Raw genomic sequence first — 22,629 nt, 5'->3', positions numbered from 1 at the left:
CGCTCGTAATCTCTCCGGATTCCAAGCGGGCCCTTCTTCAGCGATTTCGACGGGAGTTCCCATCAGTAAACACGCGCCTTCGGTGCGATTTTCTGCGGGTCGATCCCTTCCGCGATCAGCTCGGTATGCACGGGGCGGTAGTCGAGCTTGACGTCGCCGGCGTCGTTAACCCAGGCAAGCGTGTGCTTGCGCCAGTTCTCGTCGTCGCGGCCGGCAAACTTGCCTTCCGTGTAGTCCTCGCGGGCGTGCGAACCACGGCTCTCCTTGCGCGCTTCGGCGCCGTAGATCGTCGTGATGGCGTTGGCCATCAGGTTCTGCAGCTCGAGCGTCTCGACGAGGTCGGAATTCCACACCATCGAGCGGTCGGTGACCTTGATGTCGCGCATTTCCTGCCAGATGGCCGAGATGCGCTTGCAGCCCGATTCCAGCGATTCCTGCGTGCGGAACACGGCGGCGTCTTCCTGCATGGCGCGCTGCATCTTCTCGCGAAGATTGGCTGTCGGCGTAGAGCCGGAAGCGTGACGCAGGCCGTCGAAGCGGTCCATGATCTTGTCGCAGGCGGCAACGTTGAGATGCGGCACCGGCGATGCGCGGTCGATGACTTCACCGGCGCGGATGGCGGCGGCGCGGCCGAAGACCACGAGGTCGATCAGCGAGTTGGAGCCGAGACGGTTGGCCCCGTGCACCGAGGCGCAGCCGGCTTCGCCGACGGCCATCAGGCCCGGAATGACCCGCTCCGGATTGGAGCTGTCGGCGTTGAGCACCTCGCCCCAGTAGTTCGTTGGAATGCCGCCCATGTTGTAGTGAACGGTCGGCAGGACCGGGATCGGCTCGCGCGTCACGTCGACGCCGGCGAAGATCTTGGCGCTCTCGGAAATCCCCGGCAGGCGCTCGTGCAGAACGGCCGGATCGAGGTGGTCGAGATGCAGGAAGATGTGGTCCTTGTTCTTGCCGACGCCGCGACCTTCGCGGATCTCGAGCGTCATGCAGCGCGAAACGACGTCGCGCGAGGCAAGGTCCTTGGCCGACGGCGCGTAGCGTTCCATGAAGCGCTCGCCCTCGGAATTGACGAGGTATCCGCCTTCGCCGCGCGCACCCTCGGTGATCAGACAGCCGGAGCCGTAGATGCCGGTCGGGTGGAACTGCACGAACTCCATGTCCTGGAGCGGCAGGCCGGCGCGGGCAACCATTCCGCCGCCGTCGCCGGTGCAGGTATGCGCCGAGGTCGCCGAGAAATAGGCGCGGCCGTAACCGCCGGTCGCCAGCACCACCATCTTGGCGGCGAAGCGATGGATCGTGCCGTCGTCGAGGCACCAGGCAACGACGCCGGTGCAGCGGCTGCCGTCATCCGACATGATCAGGTCGAGCGCGAAATACTCGATGAAGAATTCCGCGTTATGGCGCAGCGACTGGCCGTAGAGTGTGTGCAGGATGGCGTGGCCGGTGCGGTCGGCAACGGCGCAGGTGCGCTGTACCGGCGGACCCTCGCCGTAGTTCTGCATGTGACCGCCAAACGGGCGCTGGTAGATCTTGCCTTCTTCGTTGCGCGAGAAGGGAACGCCGTAGTGCTCGAGCTCATAGACCGCCTTTGGCGCTTCCATGGTGAGGTACTGCATGGCGTCGACGTCGCCGAGCCAGTCGGAACCCTTGACGGTGTCGTAGAGGTGCCACTGCCAGCTGTCGGGCGTCATGTTGCGCAGCGATGCCGCGATGCCGCCCTGCGCCGCGACAGTGTGCGAGCGGGTTGGGAACACCTTGGTGATGCAGGCGGTCTTGAAGCCCTGCTCGGCCATGCCGAGCGTCGCGCGCAGGCCGGCGCCGCCGGCGCCGACGACGATCACGTCATAGGAATGATCGATGTACTTGTAGGCCTTCCCGTTCTGAGCGGGGCCATTCTGAGCGGATGAATTCGATGCCATGATATCAATTATCCTACGAAGGCGATCTTCAGAATGGCGAAGAGACAGAGCCCCGCCATCAGGATCGAAAAGAAGGTGTTGAGCATCACGAGCGCGATCTTGGTGACTTCATGGTGCACGTAGTCTTCGATGATGACCTGCATGCCGAGCTTCATGTGGATGACGCCCGACACGACCATCAGGCCCATGACGACGGCGACGAACGGGTTCGACAGCGCGTGGACCACTTCCGCATAGGGCTGGCCGGCATGGATGATCATGAAGATGATGAAGAAGAGAAAAAGCGGCACGTTGGCAACGGCCGTCACGCGCTGGCGCCAGAAATGTTCGGTGCCGTCCTTGGCCGAACCGAGGCCGCGAACCTTACCCAAGGGGGTACGCATATCCATGTGATCAACCTTTAGAAGCGAATGAGGAAGCCGATCACCCAGACCAGCAAGGTCAGACAGAGCGAGGCGATGATGTTGGCGATGGCGAGCTTGGTCGAGAATTCCTTCCCGAAGCCGTGGCCGAGGTCCCACATGAAGTGGCGGAAGCCGCCGAGCATGTGATGGATGAGCGCCCAGGTATAGCCGAGCAGCACGAGCTTGCCGATGATGCTGCCGAGCACCCAGTTGGCCCAGTCGTAAGCACCGACGCCGGTCGCGGCCGCGATCAGCCACCAGGCGACCAGAAGCGTGCCCACATAGAGCGCCCCACCGGTGATACGGTGGACGATCGACATAACCATGGTGGGGATTGGTTTATAAATCTGCAAATGCGGCGACAGGGGCCGATTGTTTGTCACGTTCGCCATCAGAACCTCGCGGCGGTCTTTCTGCGCTCCCCGGGATCCGGAAAAGCATCCAAGCAACCACACGATTGACAGAATGCTGTGTGTGCGTTGCATCAATGGCGACGTTTAATCACGGAAACACCTAACGACAAGTATAATTGACGCACCCACGGAATTTAATCGATTTGCGTCTTGACGTCGCAGTTGACATAGGTCAGCCGGCCCGCCCCGCTACCCCTTGCGGATGAATTTTCAAGCTTTGGTGGACAAGCCTGCGCTTTTGGCGCATTTTCGCGTTAACGCTTTGTTAAGCATTCCGTTTCCGGAGACCAACGCGATGTTCAAGACATCCTCGAAACTCGTTTCGCTCGCCGCAGCAGTGCTGATCGCGCTGCCCGCCGCAGCCGGCGATTTCGGCGGCAATGTCTTCCCGCGCCACCACGATCGCGGCCATGCCGGCGGCATCGGATATGGCAACATCGGACAAGGCATGGGCCATCGCGGCATCGCAAACGGCTTCGCATCCGGTTCGGTCATCCGACATCGCGGCACGTCGATCGTCGGCAATTATGGCGGCTGGAACAACGGCCCGCGGCAGATCGCCGGCGGCTACGACGGCTACCGCCCGCATCCGGGCCGCGGCCGCTTCATCCAGCGCTTCTCCTCGCCCTCGTCCAATTTTGCCCGCAGCAACATCGTCATCATCGACCAGCGCGGCGAAGCGCGCGCGCCGTCGGGCACCTATGCCGGAACATCCTATGCCTATGAGACGGATGGCGGCACCTATGTCGGCGGTTACGGCTATGCCGGCTACGGATATCAGCCGACCGTCCGGCTGGCGCCGATGGCCAAGGTCATCCACGTCAACAATCGTCGCAACGCCTGCTCCTACGAACAGGGCGTCTGCGTCATCCGCCCTTGATAGAGGTCATCAGCCGTTGAAGCGCCAGACCGTGGTCTTCTTGACCTCGCTGTCCTCGAGCGCCCGCGTCACCGGCACCTGATAGACCGCGCAGGCCGACAGCCGATCTTTCGGCAGATAGGCCCGACCGGGATCGCCGACGAGAACGGTCACCCCGCCAGCCGCCAGCCGCTCGAACCATGGCACCAGCGCCATGGCGAAGTCGCGATCATAGAACACGTCGCCGGCCAGAAGCACATCGGCATCGATCTCCGAGCCGATCAGATTGTCGCCCGTAAAACCGATCTCGACCCCGTTCAGGCTAGCATTCAGCGCCACCGCTGTCTTCGTCCAAGGATCGATATCGGCGGCGAGCACGCTGTCCGCGCCAGCCATCTTCGCCGCGATCGCCACCAGTCCGGAGCCGCTGGCGAAATCGACGACGCGCTTGCCCGAAACCGTTTCGGGATGATCGAGCACATAGCGCGCCAACCCCTGCCCGCCCGCCCAGGCGAAGGCCCAGAACGGCGGCGGCAGGCCGATTTCGGCGAGCTCTTCTTCCGTCTTCAGCCACAGCTCATGCGCTTCGCTCGCCAGATTGAGCCGGATCTCCGGCACATGCGGCGGCGTCATCGGGCTGGTATTGTCGCGGATGAAGAGCGCGGGGTCGGTCTTCACGATATCAGCGCGGCGGGTTGTCGAGCCCACCCATGCGGCAGACCTCGGCCCATTCCTCGTCGGTCACCGGCTGCACGGACAGCCGCATCGACGTCACCAGCGACATCTTCGACAGCGCCTCGCTCGCCTTCACATCCTTCAGCGTCACCGGCTTCGGCATGTCGCGCACGGCGCGGATATCGACGCAGTCCCACTTGGGGTCGCCCTTGGCGGTCGAATCGGGATGCGACAGCGCGCAGACCTCGACGATGCCGACGATCTCCAACCCATCATTGGAGTGGTAGAAGAAGCCCTTGTCGCCGATCTGCATGGCCCGCATGTTGTTGCGCGCCAGATAGTTGCGAACGCCGGTCCACTCAGTGCCTTTTTCGCCGGCAGCCTTCTGCTGCTCCCAGGACCATGCAGACGGTTCGGATTTGTAAAGCCAGTGCGCCACTTGCTTACGCCTCCGGCTTGTTGAAGACCCAGTTGAAGGGCTTCACCTCGACGCTCTCGAACAGGCCGGCCTTCGCATAGGGATCGGCATTGGCGATATCGGTAGCCGCCTCGATGGTCTCGGCCTCGACGATGACGAGGCTGCCGCAGGGCTTGCCCTCGGCATCGAGAAACGGACCGGCCATCTTCAGCGTGCCGGCGGCGTTGAGCGCATTGAGATGCTCGACATGCGTGGGGCGCGTGTCCATGCGGACATTGAGGTGGCCAGGCTTATCCTTGCAGACAAAGGCGAAAAGCATGTGGGTTCTCCTATTCGGTCGTGATCGGACGCGTCATCAGCTGGTCGATGGCAGCGGCAATGCCGAGCTTGCCCTCGATGATTGCGGACACCGCATCGGTGACGGGCATTTCGATATCAAGCGACTTGGCGAGCCGCGATACGACGGCGGCGGCAAACGCCCCCTCGACGAGCTCGCCATGCGCGGGATCGCGCGTCTCGCCGCGCCCGAGCGCGATGCCGAAACGCAGGTTGCGCGATTGATGGCTGGTGGCGGTCAAGACGAGGTCGCCGAGACCGGACAGACCCGGCACGGTATCCGCCTGCCCGCCCTTGGCGACGACGAAGCGCGACATCTCGGCAAGCCCGCGTGCAATCAGCGCCGCCCGCGCCGAATCGCCGATGCCGGCGCCCTCGACGATACCGCAGGCAATCGCCAGTACGTTCTTCAAGGCGCCGCCCAGCTGCACGCCGATCCTGTCGGACGACGGATAGAGCCGGAAGGTACGACCTGAAATCGCCTGCGCCAGCCGCTCTGCAATCTCGCCATCTTCTGCGGCAACCACCATCGCTGTCGGCAATCCCTTGGCGATATCGGCCGCAAAGCCCGGCCCGGACAGCACGGCAATCGCATGTCCCGGAAGCGCCTTGGCCAGCATGTCGGTCAACAGATTGCCCGTGGTCTTCTCGATCCCCTTGGCGCAGGTGACGACGACGGCATCCTTAGCCAGATAAGGTTCATACTGCCGCGCCGCATCGGCCTGCGCTTGCGAGGGCATGGCAAAGAGCACGATGCCGGCATCGCTGATCGCATCCGGCTCCGACGAAAACTGCAGCGTCTCCGGCAACGGAATACCTGGCAGCGCCGCATCATGCAGATGCTCGGCGGCGAGATCGGCCATCAGCGCTGGATCGCGGCCGATCAGCGTCACCTTGTGCCGCCCCGTCAGCGCGATCACAGCCGCCAGTGCCGTCCCGAATGCGCCGGCGCCGATGACGGCGATCGTTTCGCTTTCTCCGCTCATGCCTTTGCTCCCCGCTTGCCGAAGCCCAGCAATGTCTCGGCGCTCGAATCGAGCGGCCAGCGCGAGCGCGGCTGCACGTCGAGATCATCGGGCGCAACACCCGTCGCCATCCGCTCCAGCCCGGCCCAGGCGATCATGACGGCGTTGTCGGTGCACAGATGCAGCGGCGGCGCCACGAAGCGGAAACGGTTCTTGTCGCACAGCGCCTGCAGCGTGCCGCGCACGACGAGATTGGCGGCGACACCGCCCGCAACCACCAGCGCAGGCTGCTCGACATCGGGATAGAGCGCCTTGAAACGCTCCAGCCCGCGCCCGATCCTGTCCTTCAGCGTCCGCGACACGGCATCCTGGAACGAGGCGCAGATATCGGCCACGTCCTGGTCCGTCAGCGGCGCGATCTCGGTCGCCGCCTGCCGCACGGCCGTCTTCAGGCCGGAGAAGGAGAAATTGAGCTTCGCCTCGCCGACCAGCGGTCGCGGAAACTTGAACCGCTGAGGATTGCCCGCTTTCGCCGCCCGCTCGACGGCCGGCCCGCCCGGATAGGGCAGGCTGAGCAGCTTCGCCGTCTTGTCGAAGGCCTCGCCCAGTGCGTCGTCGATCGTCGTGCCCCAGCGCTCGTACTCGCCGACCCCGCGCACTAGGATCAGCTGCGTATGCCCGCCGGAAACGAGCAGCATCAGATAGGGAAAGGAAAGCCCATCCGTCAGCCGCGCCGTCAGCGCATGGCCCTCAAGATGGTTGACCGCGTAGAGCGGCTTGCCGGAGGCCTTGGCGATCGCCTTGCCGGTCATCAGCCCGACCAGCAGCCCGCCGATCAGCCCCGGACCCGAGGTCGCGGCAATCGCATCGATGTCGGACAGCGACACATTGGCGCGTTTCAAAGCCTCGTCGATCAGCGTATCGAGTGCCTCGACATGCGCCCGCGCGGCGATTTCTGGCACCACGCCGCCATAGGCGCTATGCTCTTCGAGCTGGCTCAGCACCACATCGGAGCGCACGGTCGGCACGCCCTTCGCATCCCGCTCGACAACGGCGGCGGCGGTTTCGTCGCAGCTTGTTTCGATACCGAGGATGCGCAGAAAGGGAGCCATGGAGCCTGATCGTTGATTGCGATGGGTCTGAAACCTGTTTACGAGAAACTCCGGTAACAACGGATCAATGCGGATGCAAACAAAACCTTTCCGGATCGGCACCAGAGGCAGCCCGCTGGCGCTCGCCCAGGCAAACGAAGCCCGCGACAGGCTGATGGCCGCCCACGGCCTTCCAGAGGAGATGTTCGAGATCGTCGTGCTCTCGACCAAGGGCGACCGCATCACCGACCGTTCCCTCTCCGAGATCGGCGGCAAGGGCCTGTTCACCGAGGAGCTGGAAGAGAAGCTCTCAAGCGGCGATCTCGACATCGCCGTGCACTCCTCCAAGGACATGCCGACGACGCTGCCCGAGGGGCTCTGTCTCTCCGCCTACCTGCCGCGCGAAGACATTCGCGATGCTGTCGTAGGCCGCACCGCCCCGAAGCTGATCGACCTGCCGCACGGCGCAACCGTCGGCTCCTCGTCGCTGCGCCGCCAGGCGCTGATCCGTCGCATGCGCCCCGACATCAACGTCATCACCTTCCGCGGTCTCGTCGACACCCGTCTTCGCAAGCTGAACGAGGGCCAGGTCGACGCGACGCTCTTGGCGCTCGCCGGCCTGAAGCGGCTCGGCAAGGTCGAGGTCATCACCGACATCCTCGACCCCGACACCTTCCCCCCGGCACCTGCCCAGGGAGCGATCTGCATCGAAAGCCGCACCGGCGACACGGTGACCGACGCGCTGCTCGCCCCGATCAACGACATCAGGACCTACGACACCGTCTCCTGCGAGCGCGCCTTCCTTGGCGCACTCGACGGCTCCTGCCGCACGCCGATCGGCGGCTATGCCGTCTGCGAAGGCGACCAGATCCGGCTGCACGGGCTGATCATCACCCCTGATGGCCGCAGCCAGCACGCTATCACCATCGACGGCCACCGCCGCGACGCGGTCGCGCTCGGCACCCGCGCCGGCCAGGATATCCGCGCTCGCGCCGGCACCTCGTTCTTCGACAGCTGGAGCTGACGGCGCATGCGCGTGCTCGTCACCCGTCCACCGCATCCGGGCGAGCGCACCGCAAAACGGCTGGCGGAGATGGGACACGAGCCGATCATGCTGCCGCTATCCGCCCCCGCCCACGATGCGGACGCCGCCTTCGCGGCGCTCGCCAACTCCGACGGGCCGATATCAGTCACCAGCGCCGAGGCGATCCGCGTCCTCACCGAACGCCCCGATGACCTCGCCCCGCACCTCTCCCGCCCCCTCTTCGCCGTCGGCGACGCCACCGCAGACGAAGCAAGGGCAGCGGGCTTCAGAGACGTCACCGCCTCCACCGGCGACGGCGCCGACCTCGCCGACCGCATCGCGCAACGCGACACCGCGCGATCGGACAAGCCCAACCTCCTCTACCTAGCCGGCTTCCCCCGCGCCGAAACCTTCGAGACCCGCGCCGCAGACCTTGGCCTGACCGTCACCACCGTCGAATGCTACCGCATGCGCCGCCTCGACATCCCCGACCAGTTGCTCCGCGAACTCTTCTCGGCCCACGAACCCGATGCGATCCTCTTCTATTCGCGCCGCACCGCCGAAGATTTCTTCGCCCTCAAGGAAATCTCCACCAACCTCGACGCCCTCATCGGCGTCCGCCTCCTCTGCCTCAGCCCGGCCATCGCCGACGCGATTCCCCCGACCCTGCAAGGCCAATCCACCACCCCCGACAGCCCGGATGAGACAGCGCTGTTGTCGCTTCTGTGAGCGACAGAGCCGTCATTTCATAAGTTGGGTTTCCGCCCAGACAACAAACTCCTCAAGCCGAACAAGCGCCCGTGCGGCATCGTCCCGCGACTTCGCGCGCGCCCCGTATTGCACCTCGTCCTTCTGCTCCAGAAGCGCCCGAAGGTTTGTCTCCTGATGCTTCGGAAATGCATTGCCGAGTGCCGCGCGAAGCAGCTTGATCACCGCGCCATGGTCGCCCTGATTGATCTCGCCGCGATACTTCGCGGTGATGGCGTCGGCATAAGCGATCGCGCAATTGATTGATGTCGCGATGGATGGGTTTCCGAGATCGCCGAGGTCCGCCCAAGCATTGCTGTTGCGGGCGTCTTTCAAATAGGCCTTGGCCACAGCGAGCCGCGCCGAAACATAGGCCGCATCCGTCTTCTTGCCCGGCCTCGATCTAACCATCTGCGTCGGCCCCAGCCAAAGCAGCAAGCTCCTCCGGCCGTCTGCCCGACAGCACGATCGCATCCGCAACCGCATTGCCCCACCAGGGATCACGATCACGCGCCAGCCGCTCGACATCGGACATATCGAGACCGACGACACTTGCTGCAAAGCCGAGCCGCCCGGAATGCGCGGCCAGACTATCCCGAATCGTCTCGACCACCGCCGCGAGGTCTTTAGCGTCGGCCACGACAGCGACATCCAAGTCACTGCCGAGCCGATCCTCCCCGCGCGCGACACTGCCATAGATCCATAGGCTTTTAAGCAGCGGCGCCGTGCTGCCGGCGCTATCCTTCACGGCCTCGACGATATCAGCAAACCGCCGATCCTCGGCCGCGAAGAGACTTCGTATCTGGTCGGCGAGATAATGCTCGGCATTGAGCCGATACAGCCGGCTGTATCCTGCCCCCTCGGCGAAGATGACACCGATCTCCTCCAGCGAGAGCAGCCCAAGACGCGTGCTGCTCTTCGACAACGCCGCGCGCTGGCTGATATCGGCGGCGGACAACAGCCCGCCATGGCGCGCCAGCACACGCAGAACCCGAACATTCGAATCCACCCCGAAAACAAGGTCAACAGGGTTTCTGATGGCGCTTTGCGCAATGGTTCTCACCACCGTTCAACACCTCCAATATCTCGACAGATGATCCGATAACGAACCAATTGGGTTGATATTAAATCAATCGACCTATTATTAAACCTTTCTCTTGATCCTGACAACGCCACCCGATTGCCCCACAAACCAATCCAATTTCAGCCAAGGTCGCGACCTAATTTCGCAAATTTCATCTGGCCTCTTTCCTTCACCGGCCTCACTGACTACTTTCGAACCACTGTAAGAATTATGAGGGTCTCATGGCACCAGGAAATCCGCCCCGCCATTCGAAGAGCACCGACGAGCCGGTCACGATCGACTTGGATGCGCAGGAGATTGCCTCGGAAGAGAGTGCCAGCAAGGACATCCAGCATGACGCCGGCGCGGATATCGGCAAGACGGCCGACAAGGTAGCCGAAGCACCGCCGGAGACCAGCGAATCGATCGTTCCCGATGAAGGTATCGACGAGGGCGACGCCTCGAAGGCCAAGGCCGACGCTCCTGTTGAAGAGACGGCCGAGCCCTTTGCCTATGACAAGGCGCCCGATCCCGAACTGCCGCCCTATAATCATGCGCCCGAACCCGTGGAGCCCCCCAAGAGCGAGCCTCAGCGCCAGCCGGGCGGCACCTCCGGCCTGATCGCCGCCGGCATCGTCGGCGGGCTGATCGCCTTGATCGGCGCCGGCGCTATCCAATATGCCGGCTTCCTGCCCGGCTCCTCGGCGCCTGAGACGACTTCGCCCGAGATCACCAACCTCTCCGGCGAAATCGACGGCCTCAAGCAGTCCGTCGCCAACCTCGCCGCCGCACCGCAGGCAGCGCCGGCCAATGACGCGCTCGAAAGCCGCATCGCAGCACTTGAGACCGCCGCCAAGGCGCCTCAGGCAGTCGGCTCGGGCGCCGATAGCGCCACCGTCGATGCGCTGAACCAGAAGATATCGGATCTCACCGCGGAGCTCGACCAGCTGCGCGGCGCCGTCAGCCAGGCGACCGAGCAGCGCGCCACCAATGGCGCCGAGCTCGAACAGCGCCTCAGCGCCGCCGAGCAGAAGCTCAACGAGCCGCGCCAGGACGTAGCCGTCGCCAAGGCGATCGCCGCGGCGGGCCTGAAGGCGGCGATCGATCGCGGCGGTCCTTTCGTGGCAGAACTCGACACCTATGCCGGCGTCTCGCCGGATGATCCCGTCGTCGCCGACCTCAAGAATTTCGCCGAAACCGGCGTGCCCTCGCGCGCCGAGCTGATCCGCCAGGCGCCTGATGTGGCGACCGCGATCGTCGGCAGCGTCAAAAAGGCCGATCCGAACGAGAGCTGGTCCGACCGGCTGATGGCTGGCGCCAAGTCGCTGGTCAGCGTGCGCCCGGTCGGCAATATCCAGGGTGACAGCGTCGAGGCGATTGCCGCGCGCATGGAAGACAAGGTGAAGAACGGCGACCTGCCGGGTGCGGCCAACGAGTGGACCACGCTGCCGGCGGATGCCAAGCAGGCGTCCGCCGCCTTCAAGCAATCGCTGGACGCCCGCATCCGCGTCGAGGAGCTTGTCGGCAGCGCGCTGTCGAAGGCGGTCTCCGGCACTGGCCCCGGTACTGGCAAGGAGGGCTGACCATGATCAGGCTCGTCGTCTTCGCGCTTCTCGTGCTCGTCCTCGGCTACGGCTTCTCCTGGCTTGCCGATCGCCCCGGCGATCTCTCGCTCATCTGGGAAGGCCAGCTGTATCAGACCCGGCTGATCGTCGCCGCAACCGCGATCATCGCGCTGATCGCGGTCGTCATGGTCGCCTGGTGGCTTGTGCGCGTGATCTGGACCTCGCCGCATTCCGTCACCCGCTATTTCCGCGCCCGCAAGCGCGACCGTGGCTACCAGGCGCTCTCGACCGGTCTGATCGCCGCCGGCGCCGGCAATGCGCTGATGGCCCGCAAGATGGCCGCCCGCTCGCGCGGCCTTATCCGCGCCGACCAAGAGCCGCTGATCGCGCTGCTCGAAGCCCAGGCGGCCCTGATCGAGGGCCGGCATGACGAGGCCCGCGCCAAGTTCGAGGCGATGGTCGAGGATCCCGAGACTCGCGAGCTCGGCCTGCGCGGCCTCTATCTCGAGGCCAAGCGCCTCGGCGCCAACGAGGCCGCCCGTCAGTACGCCGAAAAGGCCGCCGACAACGCGCCCTATCTCCCCTGGGCCGCCCAGGCGACGCTCGAATACCGCAGCCAGTCCGGCCGCTGGAACGATGCGATCCGCCTGCTCGAGCAGCAGAAGGCCGCCCGCGTCATCGACAAGGCAGAGGCCGACCGCCTGCGCGCGGTGCTTCTGACGGCCCGTGCCGACGAGAAGCTGGAGAACGATCCTTCAGGCGCCCGCGACGACGCCACGCATGCGCTGAAACTCTCGGCCGATTTCGAGCCGGCCGCGATCATCGCCGCCAAGGCGCTGTTTCGCGAAGACAAGTTGCGCAAGGCAGCCTCCATTCTCGAGCAGGCCTGGAAGACCAACCCGCATCCCGAGATCGGCGCCACCTATGTGCGCGCCCGCAGCGGCGATTCGCTCGCCGACCGGCTGAAGCGCGCCGAAAAGCTGGAGGCGCTCCGCCCCAACAACATCGAATCGCTGTTGATCGTCGCCCAGGCCGCCCTCGACATCCGGGATTTCGCCAAGGCCCGCGCCAAGGCCGAGGCCGCCGCCCGCATCGAGCCGCGCGAGGCAGCCTTCCTGCTGCTCGCCGATATCGAGGAAGCCGAGACCGGCGACCAGGGCCGGATCCGCCACTGGCTTGCACAGGCGCTGAAGGCGCCGCGCGATCCGGCATGGGTGGCAGACGGCTATGTCTCCGACAAATGGCTGCCGCTCTCGCCGGTCACGGGCAAGCTCGACGCCTTCGTCTGGAAGGCGCCGTTCGGCCAGGTCGAAGGCCCAGTCGAGGAAGGCTCCGTCATCTCCATCGACAGCGCGCTGAAGAGCCTGCCGCCGGTGCGCGACGTGAGATCAGACAGTGCCGCCGGCGATCACCGCATCATCGAGCTTGAGCGCGCCGCCACCATCGCCAAGGCCGCCCGCCCGGTGGCAGAGACGCCGGCAGCACCCGCGCCCGCCAAGCCGAAACCGGCCCCTAAGGAGCCGGCAACCGCGAGCAAACCTGCCGACGCCCCCGAACCACGCCCCTTCTTCGGCGGCCTGCCGGATGATCCGGGCGTGCGCAATCCATCGGCCGAGCCAGAACCCAAGACACGGCTTCGCCTCTTCTAGCCAAACAGGACCCGTATGTTCGAACGCTTCCAGGCATTTTTTCAGAACCTGACCGCAGACCCCCAAAAGAGCAGCTTCGCCCCCGATGATCCCCGCATCGCGGTGGCGGCACTCTGCATGCAGGTCATGGAGGCCGACGGCCAGATCAAGGACAGCGAGAAGAAGCGTCTGCGCACGCTCCTGAAGGACCAGTACGGTCTCGACGGCAAGCAGCTCGACGCGCTGATTGCCGCCGGCCAGGAAGCCGAGAGCGACGCCGTCGACTATTACCGCTTCACCTCGGACCTGAAGCGCCACCTCGACACCGAGCAGCGCCTGGAGCTGATCGGCATCCTCTGGGACATCGTCTATGCCGATGGCGAGCGCAGCGAGATGGAGGACGACGCCATCTGGCGCATCGCCGAGCTTCTCGGCGTATCGGCCCGCGAGCGCATCCAGAAGCGCCAGGAAGCAGCCAAGCGCGTCACCGGCATCGATGTGGTGCAAGACGATGCCGACTGACAGTACAGGCGCGGCGGGCATAGGTGGCGCGGGCACCGGCATTGCCGGCCCCGGCGCCGCGGACCCCAACGACCCGGGCCAAGGCATCGAAGCCAAACGCCCGGTTCTGATCGTGCTCCATCAGGAAAGCTCCAGCCCCGGCCGCGTCGGCCAACTGCTCGCCGAGAAGGGCTATCCGCTCGACATCCGCCGCCCGGTGCTCGGCCAAAAGCTGCCGACAACGCTTGCCGAGCATGCCGGCGCCGTCGTCTTCGGCGGCCCGATGAGCGCCAACGATCCCGACGACTTCGTCAAGGCCGAGATCAGCTGGCTCGATGTGCCGCTGAAGGAGAAGAAGCCGCTGCTCGGCATCTGTCTCGGCGCGCAGATGCTGGTGCGCCATCTCGGCGGCAAGGTCGCGGCCAATGCCGACGAGACCACCGAGATCGGCTGGTATCCGCTGCGCGCGACCGAAAAGGGCCGGCAGCTGATGCACTGGCCGCGCATGGTCTACCACTTCCACCGCGAAGGTTTCGATCTGCCGCGCGGCGCCGATCTGCTCGCCGAAGGCGACGTCTACCCGAACCAGGCCTTCCGCTACAACGGCCATGCCTGGGCGCTACAGTTCCACGCCGAACTGACCCGCGCCATGATGCACCGCTGGGTCGTCCACGGCGCCCACCGCTTCATCCTCCCCAACGCGCAACAGGGCCGCGAGCATCTCGAAGGCCGCATGCTGTTCGACGCGCCGCTCAAGGCCTGGCTTAACGAATTCCTCGATCTCGTCTTCGAGGGCAAGAAGCCGAAATCGGCCCCCTCGGCCAAGGCCACGCTGACGGCCTGATGCGGAGAGCCGCGCGCCGTGTTATGATCGGCAACGTCACTTCGCTTGAATTCTAGTCGCAAAAACAGGTTCCGATCCACGATCCGGCCGATTGGTCGCGCCAGGCGCCGCCATGACCGCAGCCATGTCAGGGGAACAGCATGTCGAACTACGAACAGAAGCTTGTCTCGCTGGGCCTCGTCCTGCCCCAGCCGCTGAAACTGCCCTCGCACATGACGCTCCCCTTTCCCTGGGTCAACGTGCGTGGCAACAGGGCCTTCATCTCCGGCCACGGACCGCAGAACCCCGACGGCTCCCCATCAGGCCCCTTCGGCGTCGTCGGCGACACGGTGACGATCGAGGAGGCCCACGCCTCGGCCCGCAAGGTCGGGCTTGCCATGCTGGGCAGCCTGAAGCGCGAACTCGGCAGCCTCGACCGCATCACCGGCTGGTGCCGCGTTCTCGGCATGGTCAACTGCGCCCCCCACTTCTCCAACCCACCCGCCGTCATCAACGGCTTCACCGAACTGATCAACGACGTCTTCGGCCAAGACGTCGGCCGCCACGCCCGCTCCGCCATCGGCGTCGCCGGCCTGCCGCTGAATTTTCCGGTCGAGATCGAGGCGGAGGTGATGATTTCGGGGTGAGGGATTTTTGGTCGGCTAGCGTTGCGTGCGTGGCCCCCTCATCCGACCCTTCGGGCCACCTTCTCCCCGTTGGGGCGAAGGGGAGGTTGAGCGAGCGGCCGGCCCCGAGTCTCTTCTCCCCCGCGGGGAGAAGGTGCCGGCAGGCGGATGAGGGGGCCCCACACTCAACGTGAACCACCCCCAAAAACCTACCTACCCCCGCGTCACATGCTCCGGCGCATCCAGCGTATCGATCTTCCGCAACTGCGGAAACCCGCTCGCCCACAACGCCGCCACCACAAGCGTCCCGATCCCACCGATGACAACCGCCGGCACAGCACCGAACACCGAAGCCATCGTCCCGGCACGAAACTCGCCAAGCTCGTTCGACGCGCCGACAAACACCATGTTGACGGCGTTGACGCGACCGCGGAGTTGGTCGGGCGTCCAGAGCGCGATCAGGCTCTCGCGGACATAGACCGACACCATGTCCGCCGCCCCCATCAGCGCCAGCGCCGCGATCGACAGCTCGACATTATCAGATAGGCCGAAGACGATGGTCCCCAGCCCGAACAGCGCCACGCCGACGAACATGTAGACCCCGGCGCGATGCTTCAGCGGATAGGTCGCAAGCAAAACGGCCATGACGATCGCGCCGACGCCCGGCGCCGAGCGCAGCAGGCCGAGGCCCCAGGGGCCGAGCGTCAGGATATCACGCGCAAAGATCGGCATCAGCGCCGTGGCGCCACCGAGCAGCACGGCGAAGAGATCGAGCGAGATCGCGCCCAGCACCACCTTCTCGGTGCGGATGAACTTGAAGCCGCCGAGGATCATATCCCAGCTCTTCGCCTCGCCGGTCGTCTTCTGCGCCGGCTTCGGGATCAGGAAGAGCAGCCCCGCCCCGAGGCCCGCGAACACCACGGCCACCGTATAGGCCGTATGCGCATTGATGCCGTAGAGCAGGCCGCCGATGACGGGGCCGGTGATCGAGGCGAGCTGCCAGGACGACGAGTTCCAGGCGATCGCGTTCGAGAGATCGTCGGCCGGCACGAGATTGGGCGCCAGCGACTGCACTGCCGGCGACATGAAGGCGCGCTCGATGCCGAAGACCAGCAGCACCGCGAAAACAGGGATGGGCGAGAAGGTGCCCGTCATCGTCATCCCAAGCAGCGTCAGCGTGCAAAGGGCGGCCACCAGCGAGCACAGCGAGGCGATGGCGCGGCGGTTATAGCGGTCGGCGACCGAGCCGGTGACGAGGATGAGCAGCAGCGACGGGAGGAACTGCACCAGCCCGATCAGGCCGAGATAGATGGCGCTGCCCGTCTGGTCGTACATCTGCCAACCGACCGCGACGCTGACGATCTGCTGCGAAAACGAGAGCAGAAATCGGGCGAAGAAGAAGCGGGTGTAGGAGGAGTGCCGGAAGGCCGCGAAGCGGTCGCCGTGAGCCGAGATGGACATGATGTCTTTCCAACAAACGGGCCAAACATCGCTTCCCGACGCGCCCGTTAAACATGAATTGCCGCGGCATTGCACACGGCTCTTGCCGGTTTAGTCGCCAATGTCTACATGTCTGTCAACAACGAACTGGAGATTGCGATGCTTGCGCTTTTTCAAACCATTGATTTGGCTTTGAATCTTTACACCTGGATCTTGATCGCCAGCGCCATTTTCTCCTGGCTCTACGCGTTCAACGTGATCAATTCCAGCAATCAGTTCGTCAATTCGGTCGGCATGTTCCTCTACAATGTCACCGAACCGGTGCTGCGCCCGATCCGTCGCGTACTGCCGAACCTCGGCGGCATCGACATCTCGCCGATCATCCTGCTGCTCATCATCTTCTTCATCCGCTCGTTCATGTGGAACACCATCGTCCCGTTGGTGTTGCGGTAAGGCCCTGGCAGGCCGCTGACGATCATCTCGTCCTCGCCATCAGGCTGACGCCGAATGGCGGGCGGGATCAGATCGATGGTATTGAGCTGGATGCCGACGGCAGGGCCTATCTGAAGGCCCGTGTCTCGGTCGTTCCCGAGAAAGGCAAGGCCAACAAGGCGCTGGTCGCGCTTGTGGCGAAGCAGCTCGGCCTCGCGAAGTCCTTGGTGAACCTCGTCTCGGGCGACACGTCGCGTAAAAAAATCCTCCGGATCGATGCCGAGCCGGAGGATCTGATCAAAAAGCTGGAAGCTTTACTCGGCCTGTAATCAGGCCTTTTCCTTCTTGGCGCGTTCGATCGCCTCGAGGATCAGCTGGCCGGCTTCCTTGGCGTCGCCCCAGCCGTAGATCTTCACCCACTTGCCGGGTTCCAGATCCTTGTAGTGCTCGAAGAAATGCTCGATCTGCTTGAGCGTGATCTCAGGCATATCCGTGTAGTCCTTGACCTTGTCGTAGCGCATGGTCAGCTTCGGCGACGGAACGGCGATGATCTTCTCGTCCTTGCCGGAATTGTCTTCCATCTTCAGAACGCCGATCGGGCGCACGTTGATGACGCAGCCCGGAACCAGCGGACGGGTGCTGGCGATCAGGACGTCGATCGGGTCGCCGTCTTCCGACAGCGTGTGCGGTACGAAGCCGTAGTTACCCGGGTAGGTCATCGGCGTGTAGAGGAAACGGTCGACAACCAGCGTACCGGCGTCCTTGTCCATCTCGTACTTGATCGGGTGGCCACCGACGGGAACTTCAACGATGACGTTGACGTCCTCAGGTGGGTTCTTGCCAATGGCAATGGCGTCGATGCGCATGCGATTACTCCCGCGACGTGAAATCTTCGCAGCCAGATAATCGGATTCATGCCGCGAAGCAACAGAGCACGACCGCGCAGGCACATGATTGTTTTATGATCTGGCCTTCAAAATGCCGGAAAACTGGGCAGAGGCCAGCACTTTGCTCCCCCGCACCTTGTCGTTGAGCAGATCGCTCAGTTCCAAATGAAGCCGATCTTCTTCAAGGGCTTCTCGTCGAAGGTTTCGGTACCCTCGCAATAGTCGATGCCGCCATGGCCGCGATAGAACTCCGCGCCGCCCTCGTTCTCTTCCAGGCACCAGACCACCATGCCCTTGCAGCCGAGCGACTTCAAAAGCCGCCGCGCTTCGGAAAACAGCATGTGGCCGAGGCCGATGCCCTGATACTCGGGGCGAAGATAGAGCTCGTAGATCTCGCCTTCCTGCGGCAGCGCGCGGGCGCGGTTGAGACCGAGCGTTGCATAGCCGGCAACCGTTCCGGCGACGTCAAGCACGAGCAGCGTCGCGGGTCCGCGTGTCGCCTTGCGCCACCAGCTCTCGCCGCGGCGCTCCACCATCTGCGTCAGCGCCTTGTGCGGAATGATGCCGGCATAGGTATGTTTCCACGCAAGCCGGTGCACCTCCGAGATAGCTCGGGAATCATGCGGCTCGGCCCGCCGAACATCGATCGACAACGTCTTCATAACGCTTACTCTGGCCCGGTCGCGGACAATTAACCATATGCGCTAACGCATTCAGCCCGATTGCCCACAGGGTTAACATGTGGACGACGGCTGAAATTTAACGCTTTTTTAACTATTGCGACAAGAAGGATTCGGCGAACCGCACAAAATAAAAACCCCGGCGCGATGGCCGGGGTTTTGAAGTCTCTTGTAAGCCTGTTCGACTTAGGCGGTCTTCGCCTTGGCGAAGCGCTTGCGGTCGTTGGCGTCGAGATACATCTTGCGCAGACGGATCGACTTCGGCGTCACTTCCATCAGCTCGTCGTCCTGGATCCAGGAGAGAGCGCGGTCGAGCGTCATGCGGATCGGCGGCGTCAGCTTGACGGCTTCGTCCTTGCCGGCGGCGCGGATGTTGGTCAGCTGCTTGCCCTTGAGGACGTTGACCTCGAGGTCGTTGTCGCGGCTGTGAATGCCGATGATCATGCCCATGTAGACCTTTTCGCCGGGCTCGATCATCATCGGGCCGCGATCTTCCAGGTTGAACATGGCGTAGGCCACGGCTTCGCCGGCAGCGTTCGCGAGCAGAACGCCGTTCGTGCGGCCACCGATTTCACCCTTGTAGGGCTGGTAGTCCTTGAACAGGCGGTTCATCACGGCGGTGCCGCGCGTGTCGGTCAAGAGTTCCGACTGGTAGCCGATCAGGCCGCGGGTCGGAGCGTTGAACACGAGGCGAACGCGGTTGCCGCCCGAAGGACGCAGCTCGGTCATTTCGGCCTTGCGCTCGGACATCTTCTGCACGACGACGCCGGAATGCTCTTCATCGACGTCGATGACGACTTCTTCGATCGGCTCCATCAGCTGGTCGTTCTCGTCGCGGTGCATGACGACACGCGGACGCGACACGGCAAGCTCGAAGCCTTCGCGGCGCATGGTTTCGATCAGAACGGCGAGCTGCAATTCGCCGCGGCCGGAAACGTAGAACGAATCCTTGCCTTCGGCTTCCTCGATCTTCAGCGCGACGTTGCCTTCGGCTTCCTTGTAGAGGCGGTCGCGGATGACGCGCGAGGTCACCTTGTCGCCTTCGGTGCCGGCCAGCGGGCTGTCGTTGACGATGAAGGACATGGTAACGGTCGGCGGGTCGATCGGCTGCGCGGTCAGCGCTTCGTTGATCGCGGGATCACAGAAGGTATCGGCAACCGTGCCCTTGGAAAGGCCGGCGATGGCGACGATGTCGCCTGCATGCGCTTCGTCGATCGAGGTGCGCTCGATACCGCGGAAAGCGAGGATCTTGGAGATACGACCGGTTTCGATCGTCTTGCCGTCCTGGCCGAGGACCTTGACGGCCTGGTTCGGCTTGATCGAGCCGGAATTGATGCGGCCGGTGATGATGCGGCCGAGGAAGGGGTTGGCTTCCAGGATGGTGCCGATCATCGTGAACGGGCCTTCGGCAACCGTCGGCTCCGGAACGTGCTGCAGCACGAGGTCGAGCAACGGTGCGAGACCCTGGTCCTTCGGGCCTTCAGGTGCAACGTTCATCCAGCCATCGCGACCGGAACCGTAGAGGATCGGGAAGTCGAGCTGTTCGTCGGTGGCGTCGAGGCTGGCGAAGAGGTCGAACACTTCGTTGATGACTTCTTCGTGGCGGCCATCGGGACGGTCGATCTTGTTGATCGCGACGATCGGACGGAGGCCGACCTTCAGCGCCTTGGAGACGACGAACTTCGTCTGCGGCATCGGGCCTTCAGAGCTATCGACCAGAACGATCGCGCCATCCACCATCGACAGGATACGCTCGACTTCACCGCCGAAGTCGGCGTGGCCGGGGGTGTCGACGATGTTGATGCGAACACCCTTCCACTCGACCGAGGTCGCCTTGGCAAGGATCGTGATACCGCGTTCCTTTTCCAGGTCGTTCGAGTCCATCACGCGTTCCGCAACGCGCTGGTTTTCGCGGAACGAGCCGGACTGTTTCAGGAGCTCGTCGACCAGTGTCGTCTTGCCATGGTCAACGTGCGCGATAATCGCGATGTTGCGAAGTGCCATATGTCTATATCTCTGAGGCTGGGGCGCCACGCTGGGAGGGCGCCAATTGCATTGGGGCGGCTCTTACAGTGTTTTTCGCGAATGCGAAAGGGGGGAGCCTGGAATGAGAGGAATGCACGTATAGCACGGATGGCATCAGCTCGTCCTTTCGGGGTCGAGCACCACCCGCCAGAGCTCCTGGTCGTTGCGATCCATCAGCCGCACCGTCAGCTGCTCGGTCGTGCCATCGATATCGACGAGACCGAAGAATTGCATCCCTGCTGACGGCGGCAGGTTCTGCTCGGCCCCACCGGGCGCCGCCTTCATGAACTTGACTTCAGGCCCGAAGGTCATGTCGAGCTCCTGCGGCCCGTAGGTGCCCGAATGCAGCGGCCCGGCCACGAACTCCCAGAACGGCAGGAACTCGCGGAACTTCGCCCGCTCGGGACTATAGTGATGCGCCGCCGCGTAGCGCACGTCGGCCGTCAGCCAGATCATGTTCGATATCCCGGCATCGCGGATGAAGCGCAGGAGGTCGGCGAATTCGAGCTCGCGACCGAGCGGCGCGCCATTGTCGCCATTGGAGATCGATTCCGATCCGCGCCGATTGCCGTAATCGTCCCAGATGACGAGCCCGATCGGCAGATCGCAGGCGATCACCTTCCACGTCGCCGTCGAGCGCACCAATTCACGCTTCAGCCACGCCACTTGCCGCTCGCCGAAAATCCGCGACTGTGGCGAAAGCTTTTCATCCAGCCCATGGCTGTTCGGCCCGCGATAGGAGCGCAGGTCGACGAAGAACACTCGAGCAGCGGCCCATAGGAAACCTTGCGATAGATCCGCCCCGGTTCGGCCGCGACATGACGCGTCGGCGTCATCTCGTGAAAAGCTTGTGCCGCCCGCTCCGAAAGCACCGCGACCGACTTCTCCTTGTAGCGGTCGTCACGGCTGAGATCGGTCGATGGCGACCAGTTGTTCAGCACCTCGTGGTCGTCCCACTGGTAGAAGATGGGGCAGACGGCGTTGAGCGATTTCACGTGCTCATCGAGCAGATTATAGGTCCATTGCCCGCGAAACTGCTCTAGCGTCTGCGCGATCTCGCGCTTGGCCTCGGTGACGATACGGTTCTTCCAGACCCCGCCGCCGCGCAGCGAGATTTCGTCGGGAACCGGGTTGTCGGCATAGATCGTGTCGCCGGAATGGATCATGAAGTCCGGCCGGTGATAAGCGATCGTCGAATACGTCCGCATCCCCTCATCATCGATCCCCCACCCCTGCCCCACCGTATCGCCCGACCAGACGAAGCGGATATCGCGGCGGGCAACGGGTGCGGTACGAAACTGCCCGAGGATCGGCTCCGACCGGCTGTTGATGTCCTGGAGATCGGCCGCGCGAAAGCGGTAGAACACCTCCTGACCAGCAGGCAGATCCTGTAGCAACAGCTTGGCGGTCAGATCGCTATCGGGCGTGACGTCGATCGGCGGCAGCCTCACGGCATTGGAGAATTTGTCTGATGTCGAGTATTCCACGAAGAGCCGCGACGGCCGATCCACCCGCGTCCAGATGACGCCCGAGGTCTGATCGACATCGCCGGACTGCACGCCCGAGGTAAATACCGGCCGGCTGGACGATCCGCGCGCATAATAGGGCATCGCCAGCCCCGCCACGGCAAATCCGCCAACCGCTCCCATCGAGGATAAAAAACGGCGGCGGGTCGGTTCCGTCAGTGTCATCAGGTGGCGCATCCGGCTTGGCAAACGGGACGATCTCCCGCACCCCGCCTATGCCCACCCCACATGTCACCCACTTGACGCCGCCATGACGGTTTTCCGAAGGTTTGGCGACAGTTTTGTGTTGGGACGCGCGCCTCGCTTGGCTATGCGAGGCGCCGGCTCTCGCTTACGCTGCGGCCAGCATCACCCCCCTCTGCCCTGCCGGGCATCTCCCCCACAAGGGGGGAGATCGACTCGTGGTTAAGCTCTACGCCAAAAAATTGAAGTAGGAGCGAGCGGCTGCGTCTAGCCGATCTCCCCCCTTGTGGGGGAGATGCCCGGCAGGGCAGAGCGACTGTCTTGCCGGTCAAGCGTTTTGCCATGGTTTGTTGTCCCTGATGATGGCGTTGAGAATGGTGAGCAGCTTGCGCATGGCGG

The 22,629-nt window shown here is 63.9% G+C and carries 24 protein-coding genes and 1 pseudogene; 10 read left to right on the top strand and 15 right to left on the bottom strand.

Annotated elements, in window-relative coordinates; genetic code table 11:
• Positions 1 to 62 precede the first annotated feature (62 nt).
• Genes sdhA through sdhC form a run of 3 tightly spaced genes read right to left on the bottom strand, consistent with a single transcriptional unit; the run spans position 63 to position 2,715 of the window.
• Positions 63 to 1,919 carry a succinate dehydrogenase flavoprotein subunit gene (gene sdhA, locus AC1DOG_RS21850; protein WP_477931010.1) on the bottom strand — a complete coding sequence of 619 codons (1,857 nt, stop codon included), beginning with the start codon at positions 1,917 to 1,919 and terminating at the stop codon, positions 63 to 65.
• Between the two features lie 8 nt (positions 1,920 to 1,927).
• On the bottom strand, positions 1,928 to 2,308 hold the full coding sequence (sdhD, locus tag AC1DOG_RS21845; protein WP_047508738.1) for a succinate dehydrogenase, hydrophobic membrane anchor protein: 381 nt from the start codon (positions 2,306 to 2,308) through the stop codon (positions 1,928 to 1,930).
• Positions 2,309 to 2,319: 11 nt separating this feature from the next.
• Complete coding sequence (gene sdhC / locus AC1DOG_RS21840; protein ID WP_112941438.1) at positions 2,320 to 2,715, bottom strand: succinate dehydrogenase, cytochrome b556 subunit; 396 nt, start codon at positions 2,713 to 2,715, stop codon at positions 2,320 to 2,322.
• A 316-nt stretch (positions 2,716 to 3,031) separates the two neighbouring features.
• On the opposite strand from sdhC, the gene AC1DOG_RS21835 reads away from it, so the two are divergent.
• Entirely contained in the window at positions 3,032 to 3,616 is a 585-nt protein-coding gene (locus AC1DOG_RS21835; RefSeq protein ID WP_477931008.1) for a hypothetical protein, read from the top strand.
• Positions 3,617 to 3,625: 9 nt separating this feature from the next.
• Here the strand turns inward: AC1DOG_RS21835 and AC1DOG_RS21830 are convergent, their stop codons facing one another.
• Genes AC1DOG_RS21830 through tsaD form a run of 5 tightly spaced genes read right to left on the bottom strand, consistent with a single transcriptional unit; the run spans position 3,626 to position 7,101 of the window.
• Positions 3,626 to 4,273, bottom strand: coding sequence for a class I SAM-dependent methyltransferase (locus tag AC1DOG_RS21830; RefSeq protein WP_477931006.1), 648 nt, complete (start codon positions 4,271 to 4,273; stop codon positions 3,626 to 3,628).
• Positions 4,274 to 4,277: 4 nt separating this feature from the next.
• The gene (locus AC1DOG_RS21825) at positions 4,278 to 4,709 is read right to left on the bottom strand and encodes an EVE domain-containing protein (RefSeq protein WP_018902306.1); all 432 of its coding nucleotides are present in this window, start codon (positions 4,707 to 4,709) and stop codon (positions 4,278 to 4,280) included.
• Between the two features lie 4 nt (positions 4,710 to 4,713).
• Positions 4,714 to 5,007 carry a YciI-like protein gene (locus tag AC1DOG_RS21820; protein ID WP_113197401.1) on the bottom strand — a complete coding sequence of 98 codons (294 nt, stop codon included), beginning with the start codon at positions 5,005 to 5,007 and terminating at the stop codon, positions 4,714 to 4,716.
• Positions 5,008 to 5,017: 10 nt separating this feature from the next.
• Positions 5,018 to 6,010 (bottom strand): NAD(P)H-dependent glycerol-3-phosphate dehydrogenase, encoded by a 993-nt coding sequence (locus AC1DOG_RS21815; protein WP_477931003.1) that lies wholly within the window; start codon positions 6,008 to 6,010, stop codon positions 5,018 to 5,020.
• Positions 6,007 to 7,101, bottom strand: a complete 1,095-nt coding sequence (tsaD, locus tag AC1DOG_RS21810; RefSeq protein ID WP_113197399.1) for a tRNA (adenosine(37)-N6)-threonylcarbamoyltransferase complex transferase subunit TsaD — start codon at positions 7,099 to 7,101, stop codon at positions 6,007 to 6,009. The genes AC1DOG_RS21815 and tsaD overlap by 4 nt, the downstream gene beginning before the upstream one ends.
• A gap of 73 nt (positions 7,102 to 7,174) precedes the next feature.
• On the opposite strand from tsaD, the gene hemC reads away from it, so the two are divergent.
• Both hemC and AC1DOG_RS21800 read left to right on the top strand, forming a co-directional pair.
• Entirely contained in the window at positions 7,175 to 8,104 is a 930-nt protein-coding gene (gene hemC / locus AC1DOG_RS21805; protein ID WP_477931001.1) for a hydroxymethylbilane synthase, read from the top strand.
• 6 nt (positions 8,105 to 8,110) lie between these two features.
• A complete protein-coding gene (locus AC1DOG_RS21800) occupies positions 8,111 to 8,833 on the top strand; it encodes a uroporphyrinogen-III synthase (protein WP_477930999.1) in 723 nt (240 codons plus the stop codon).
• 12 nt (positions 8,834 to 8,845) lie between these two features.
• Here AC1DOG_RS21800 and AC1DOG_RS21795 read toward each other — a convergent pair whose 3' ends face one another.
• Together AC1DOG_RS21795 and AC1DOG_RS21790 are read right to left on the bottom strand one after the other, a co-directional pair.
• Entirely contained in the window at positions 8,846 to 9,262 is a 417-nt protein-coding gene (locus AC1DOG_RS21795) for a hypothetical protein (protein WP_477930998.1), read from the bottom strand.
• Complete coding sequence (locus tag AC1DOG_RS21790; RefSeq protein ID WP_477930996.1) at positions 9,255 to 9,914, bottom strand: helix-turn-helix domain-containing protein; 660 nt, start codon at positions 9,912 to 9,914, stop codon at positions 9,255 to 9,257. The genes AC1DOG_RS21795 and AC1DOG_RS21790 overlap by 8 nt, the downstream gene beginning before the upstream one ends.
• 242 nt (positions 9,915 to 10,156) lie before the next feature.
• On the opposite strand from AC1DOG_RS21790, the gene AC1DOG_RS21785 reads away from it, so the two are divergent.
• The 5 genes from AC1DOG_RS21785 to AC1DOG_RS21765 all read left to right on the top strand — a co-directional run bounded on the left by AC1DOG_RS21785 (position 10,157) and on the right by AC1DOG_RS21765 (position 15,078).
• Positions 10,157 to 11,497: a COG4223 family protein gene (locus AC1DOG_RS21785; protein ID WP_477930994.1), complete on the top strand. Its 1,341-nt coding sequence runs from the start codon at positions 10,157 to 10,159 to the stop codon at positions 11,495 to 11,497.
• 2 nt (positions 11,498 to 11,499) lie between these two features.
• The gene (locus AC1DOG_RS21780; RefSeq protein WP_477930992.1) at positions 11,500 to 13,128 is read left to right on the top strand and encodes a heme biosynthesis HemY N-terminal domain-containing protein; all 1,629 of its coding nucleotides are present in this window, start codon (positions 11,500 to 11,502) and stop codon (positions 13,126 to 13,128) included.
• A 15-nt stretch (positions 13,129 to 13,143) separates the two neighbouring features.
• A complete protein-coding gene (locus AC1DOG_RS21775; RefSeq protein ID WP_477930990.1) occupies positions 13,144 to 13,629 on the top strand; it encodes a tellurite resistance TerB family protein in 486 nt (161 codons plus the stop codon).
• Positions 13,619 to 14,452 carry a glutamine amidotransferase gene (locus AC1DOG_RS21770; protein WP_477930988.1) on the top strand — a complete coding sequence of 278 codons (834 nt, stop codon included), beginning with the start codon at positions 13,619 to 13,621 and terminating at the stop codon, positions 14,450 to 14,452. The genes AC1DOG_RS21775 and AC1DOG_RS21770 overlap by 11 nt, the downstream gene beginning before the upstream one ends.
• Before the next feature lie 140 nt (positions 14,453 to 14,592).
• Entirely contained in the window at positions 14,593 to 15,078 is a 486-nt protein-coding gene (locus AC1DOG_RS21765; RefSeq protein WP_047508761.1) for a RidA family protein, read from the top strand.
• Between the two features lie 192 nt (positions 15,079 to 15,270).
• On the opposite strand, the gene AC1DOG_RS21760 is transcribed toward AC1DOG_RS21765, so the two are convergent.
• A complete protein-coding gene (locus AC1DOG_RS21760; RefSeq protein ID WP_477930986.1) occupies positions 15,271 to 16,518 on the bottom strand; it encodes an MFS transporter in 1,248 nt (415 codons plus the stop codon).
• A 108-nt stretch (positions 16,519 to 16,626) separates the two neighbouring features.
• Between AC1DOG_RS21760 and AC1DOG_RS21755 the strand changes: the two genes are divergently transcribed.
• Both AC1DOG_RS21755 and AC1DOG_RS21750 read left to right on the top strand, forming a co-directional pair.
• A complete protein-coding gene (locus AC1DOG_RS21755) occupies positions 16,627 to 16,950 on the top strand; it encodes a YggT family protein (protein WP_477930984.1) in 324 nt (107 codons plus the stop codon).
• On the top strand, positions 16,917 to 17,258 hold the full coding sequence (locus tag AC1DOG_RS21750; protein WP_477930982.1) for a DUF167 domain-containing protein: 342 nt from the start codon (positions 16,917 to 16,919) through the stop codon (positions 17,256 to 17,258). The genes AC1DOG_RS21755 and AC1DOG_RS21750 overlap by 34 nt, the downstream gene beginning before the upstream one ends.
• Here the strand turns inward: AC1DOG_RS21750 and ppa are convergent, their stop codons facing one another.
• The 4 genes and pseudogenes from ppa to AC1DOG_RS21730 all read right to left on the bottom strand — a co-directional run bounded on the left by ppa (position 17,259) and on the right by AC1DOG_RS21730 (position 22,212).
• Entirely contained in the window at positions 17,259 to 17,795 is a 537-nt protein-coding gene (gene ppa / locus AC1DOG_RS21745; RefSeq protein ID WP_018902290.1) for an inorganic diphosphatase, read from the bottom strand.
• A 176-nt stretch (positions 17,796 to 17,971) separates the two neighbouring features.
• Positions 17,972 to 18,478 (bottom strand): GNAT family N-acetyltransferase, encoded by a 507-nt coding sequence (locus AC1DOG_RS21740; protein WP_018902289.1) that lies wholly within the window; start codon positions 18,476 to 18,478, stop codon positions 17,972 to 17,974.
• Between the two features lie 204 nt (positions 18,479 to 18,682).
• Positions 18,683 to 20,500 (bottom strand): translational GTPase TypA, encoded by a 1,818-nt coding sequence (gene typA / locus AC1DOG_RS21735; protein WP_113197393.1) that lies wholly within the window; start codon positions 20,498 to 20,500, stop codon positions 18,683 to 18,685.
• A 135-nt stretch (positions 20,501 to 20,635) separates the two neighbouring features.
• Positions 20,636 to 22,212 (bottom strand): annotated as a pseudogene (locus AC1DOG_RS21730) (alkaline phosphatase D family protein).
• Positions 22,213 to 22,629 lie beyond the last annotated feature (417 nt).

This window comes from Rhizobium sp. 01N48 (genome assembly GCF_056399145.1).
This window is presented reverse-complemented; position numbering and strand designations above follow the sequence as displayed.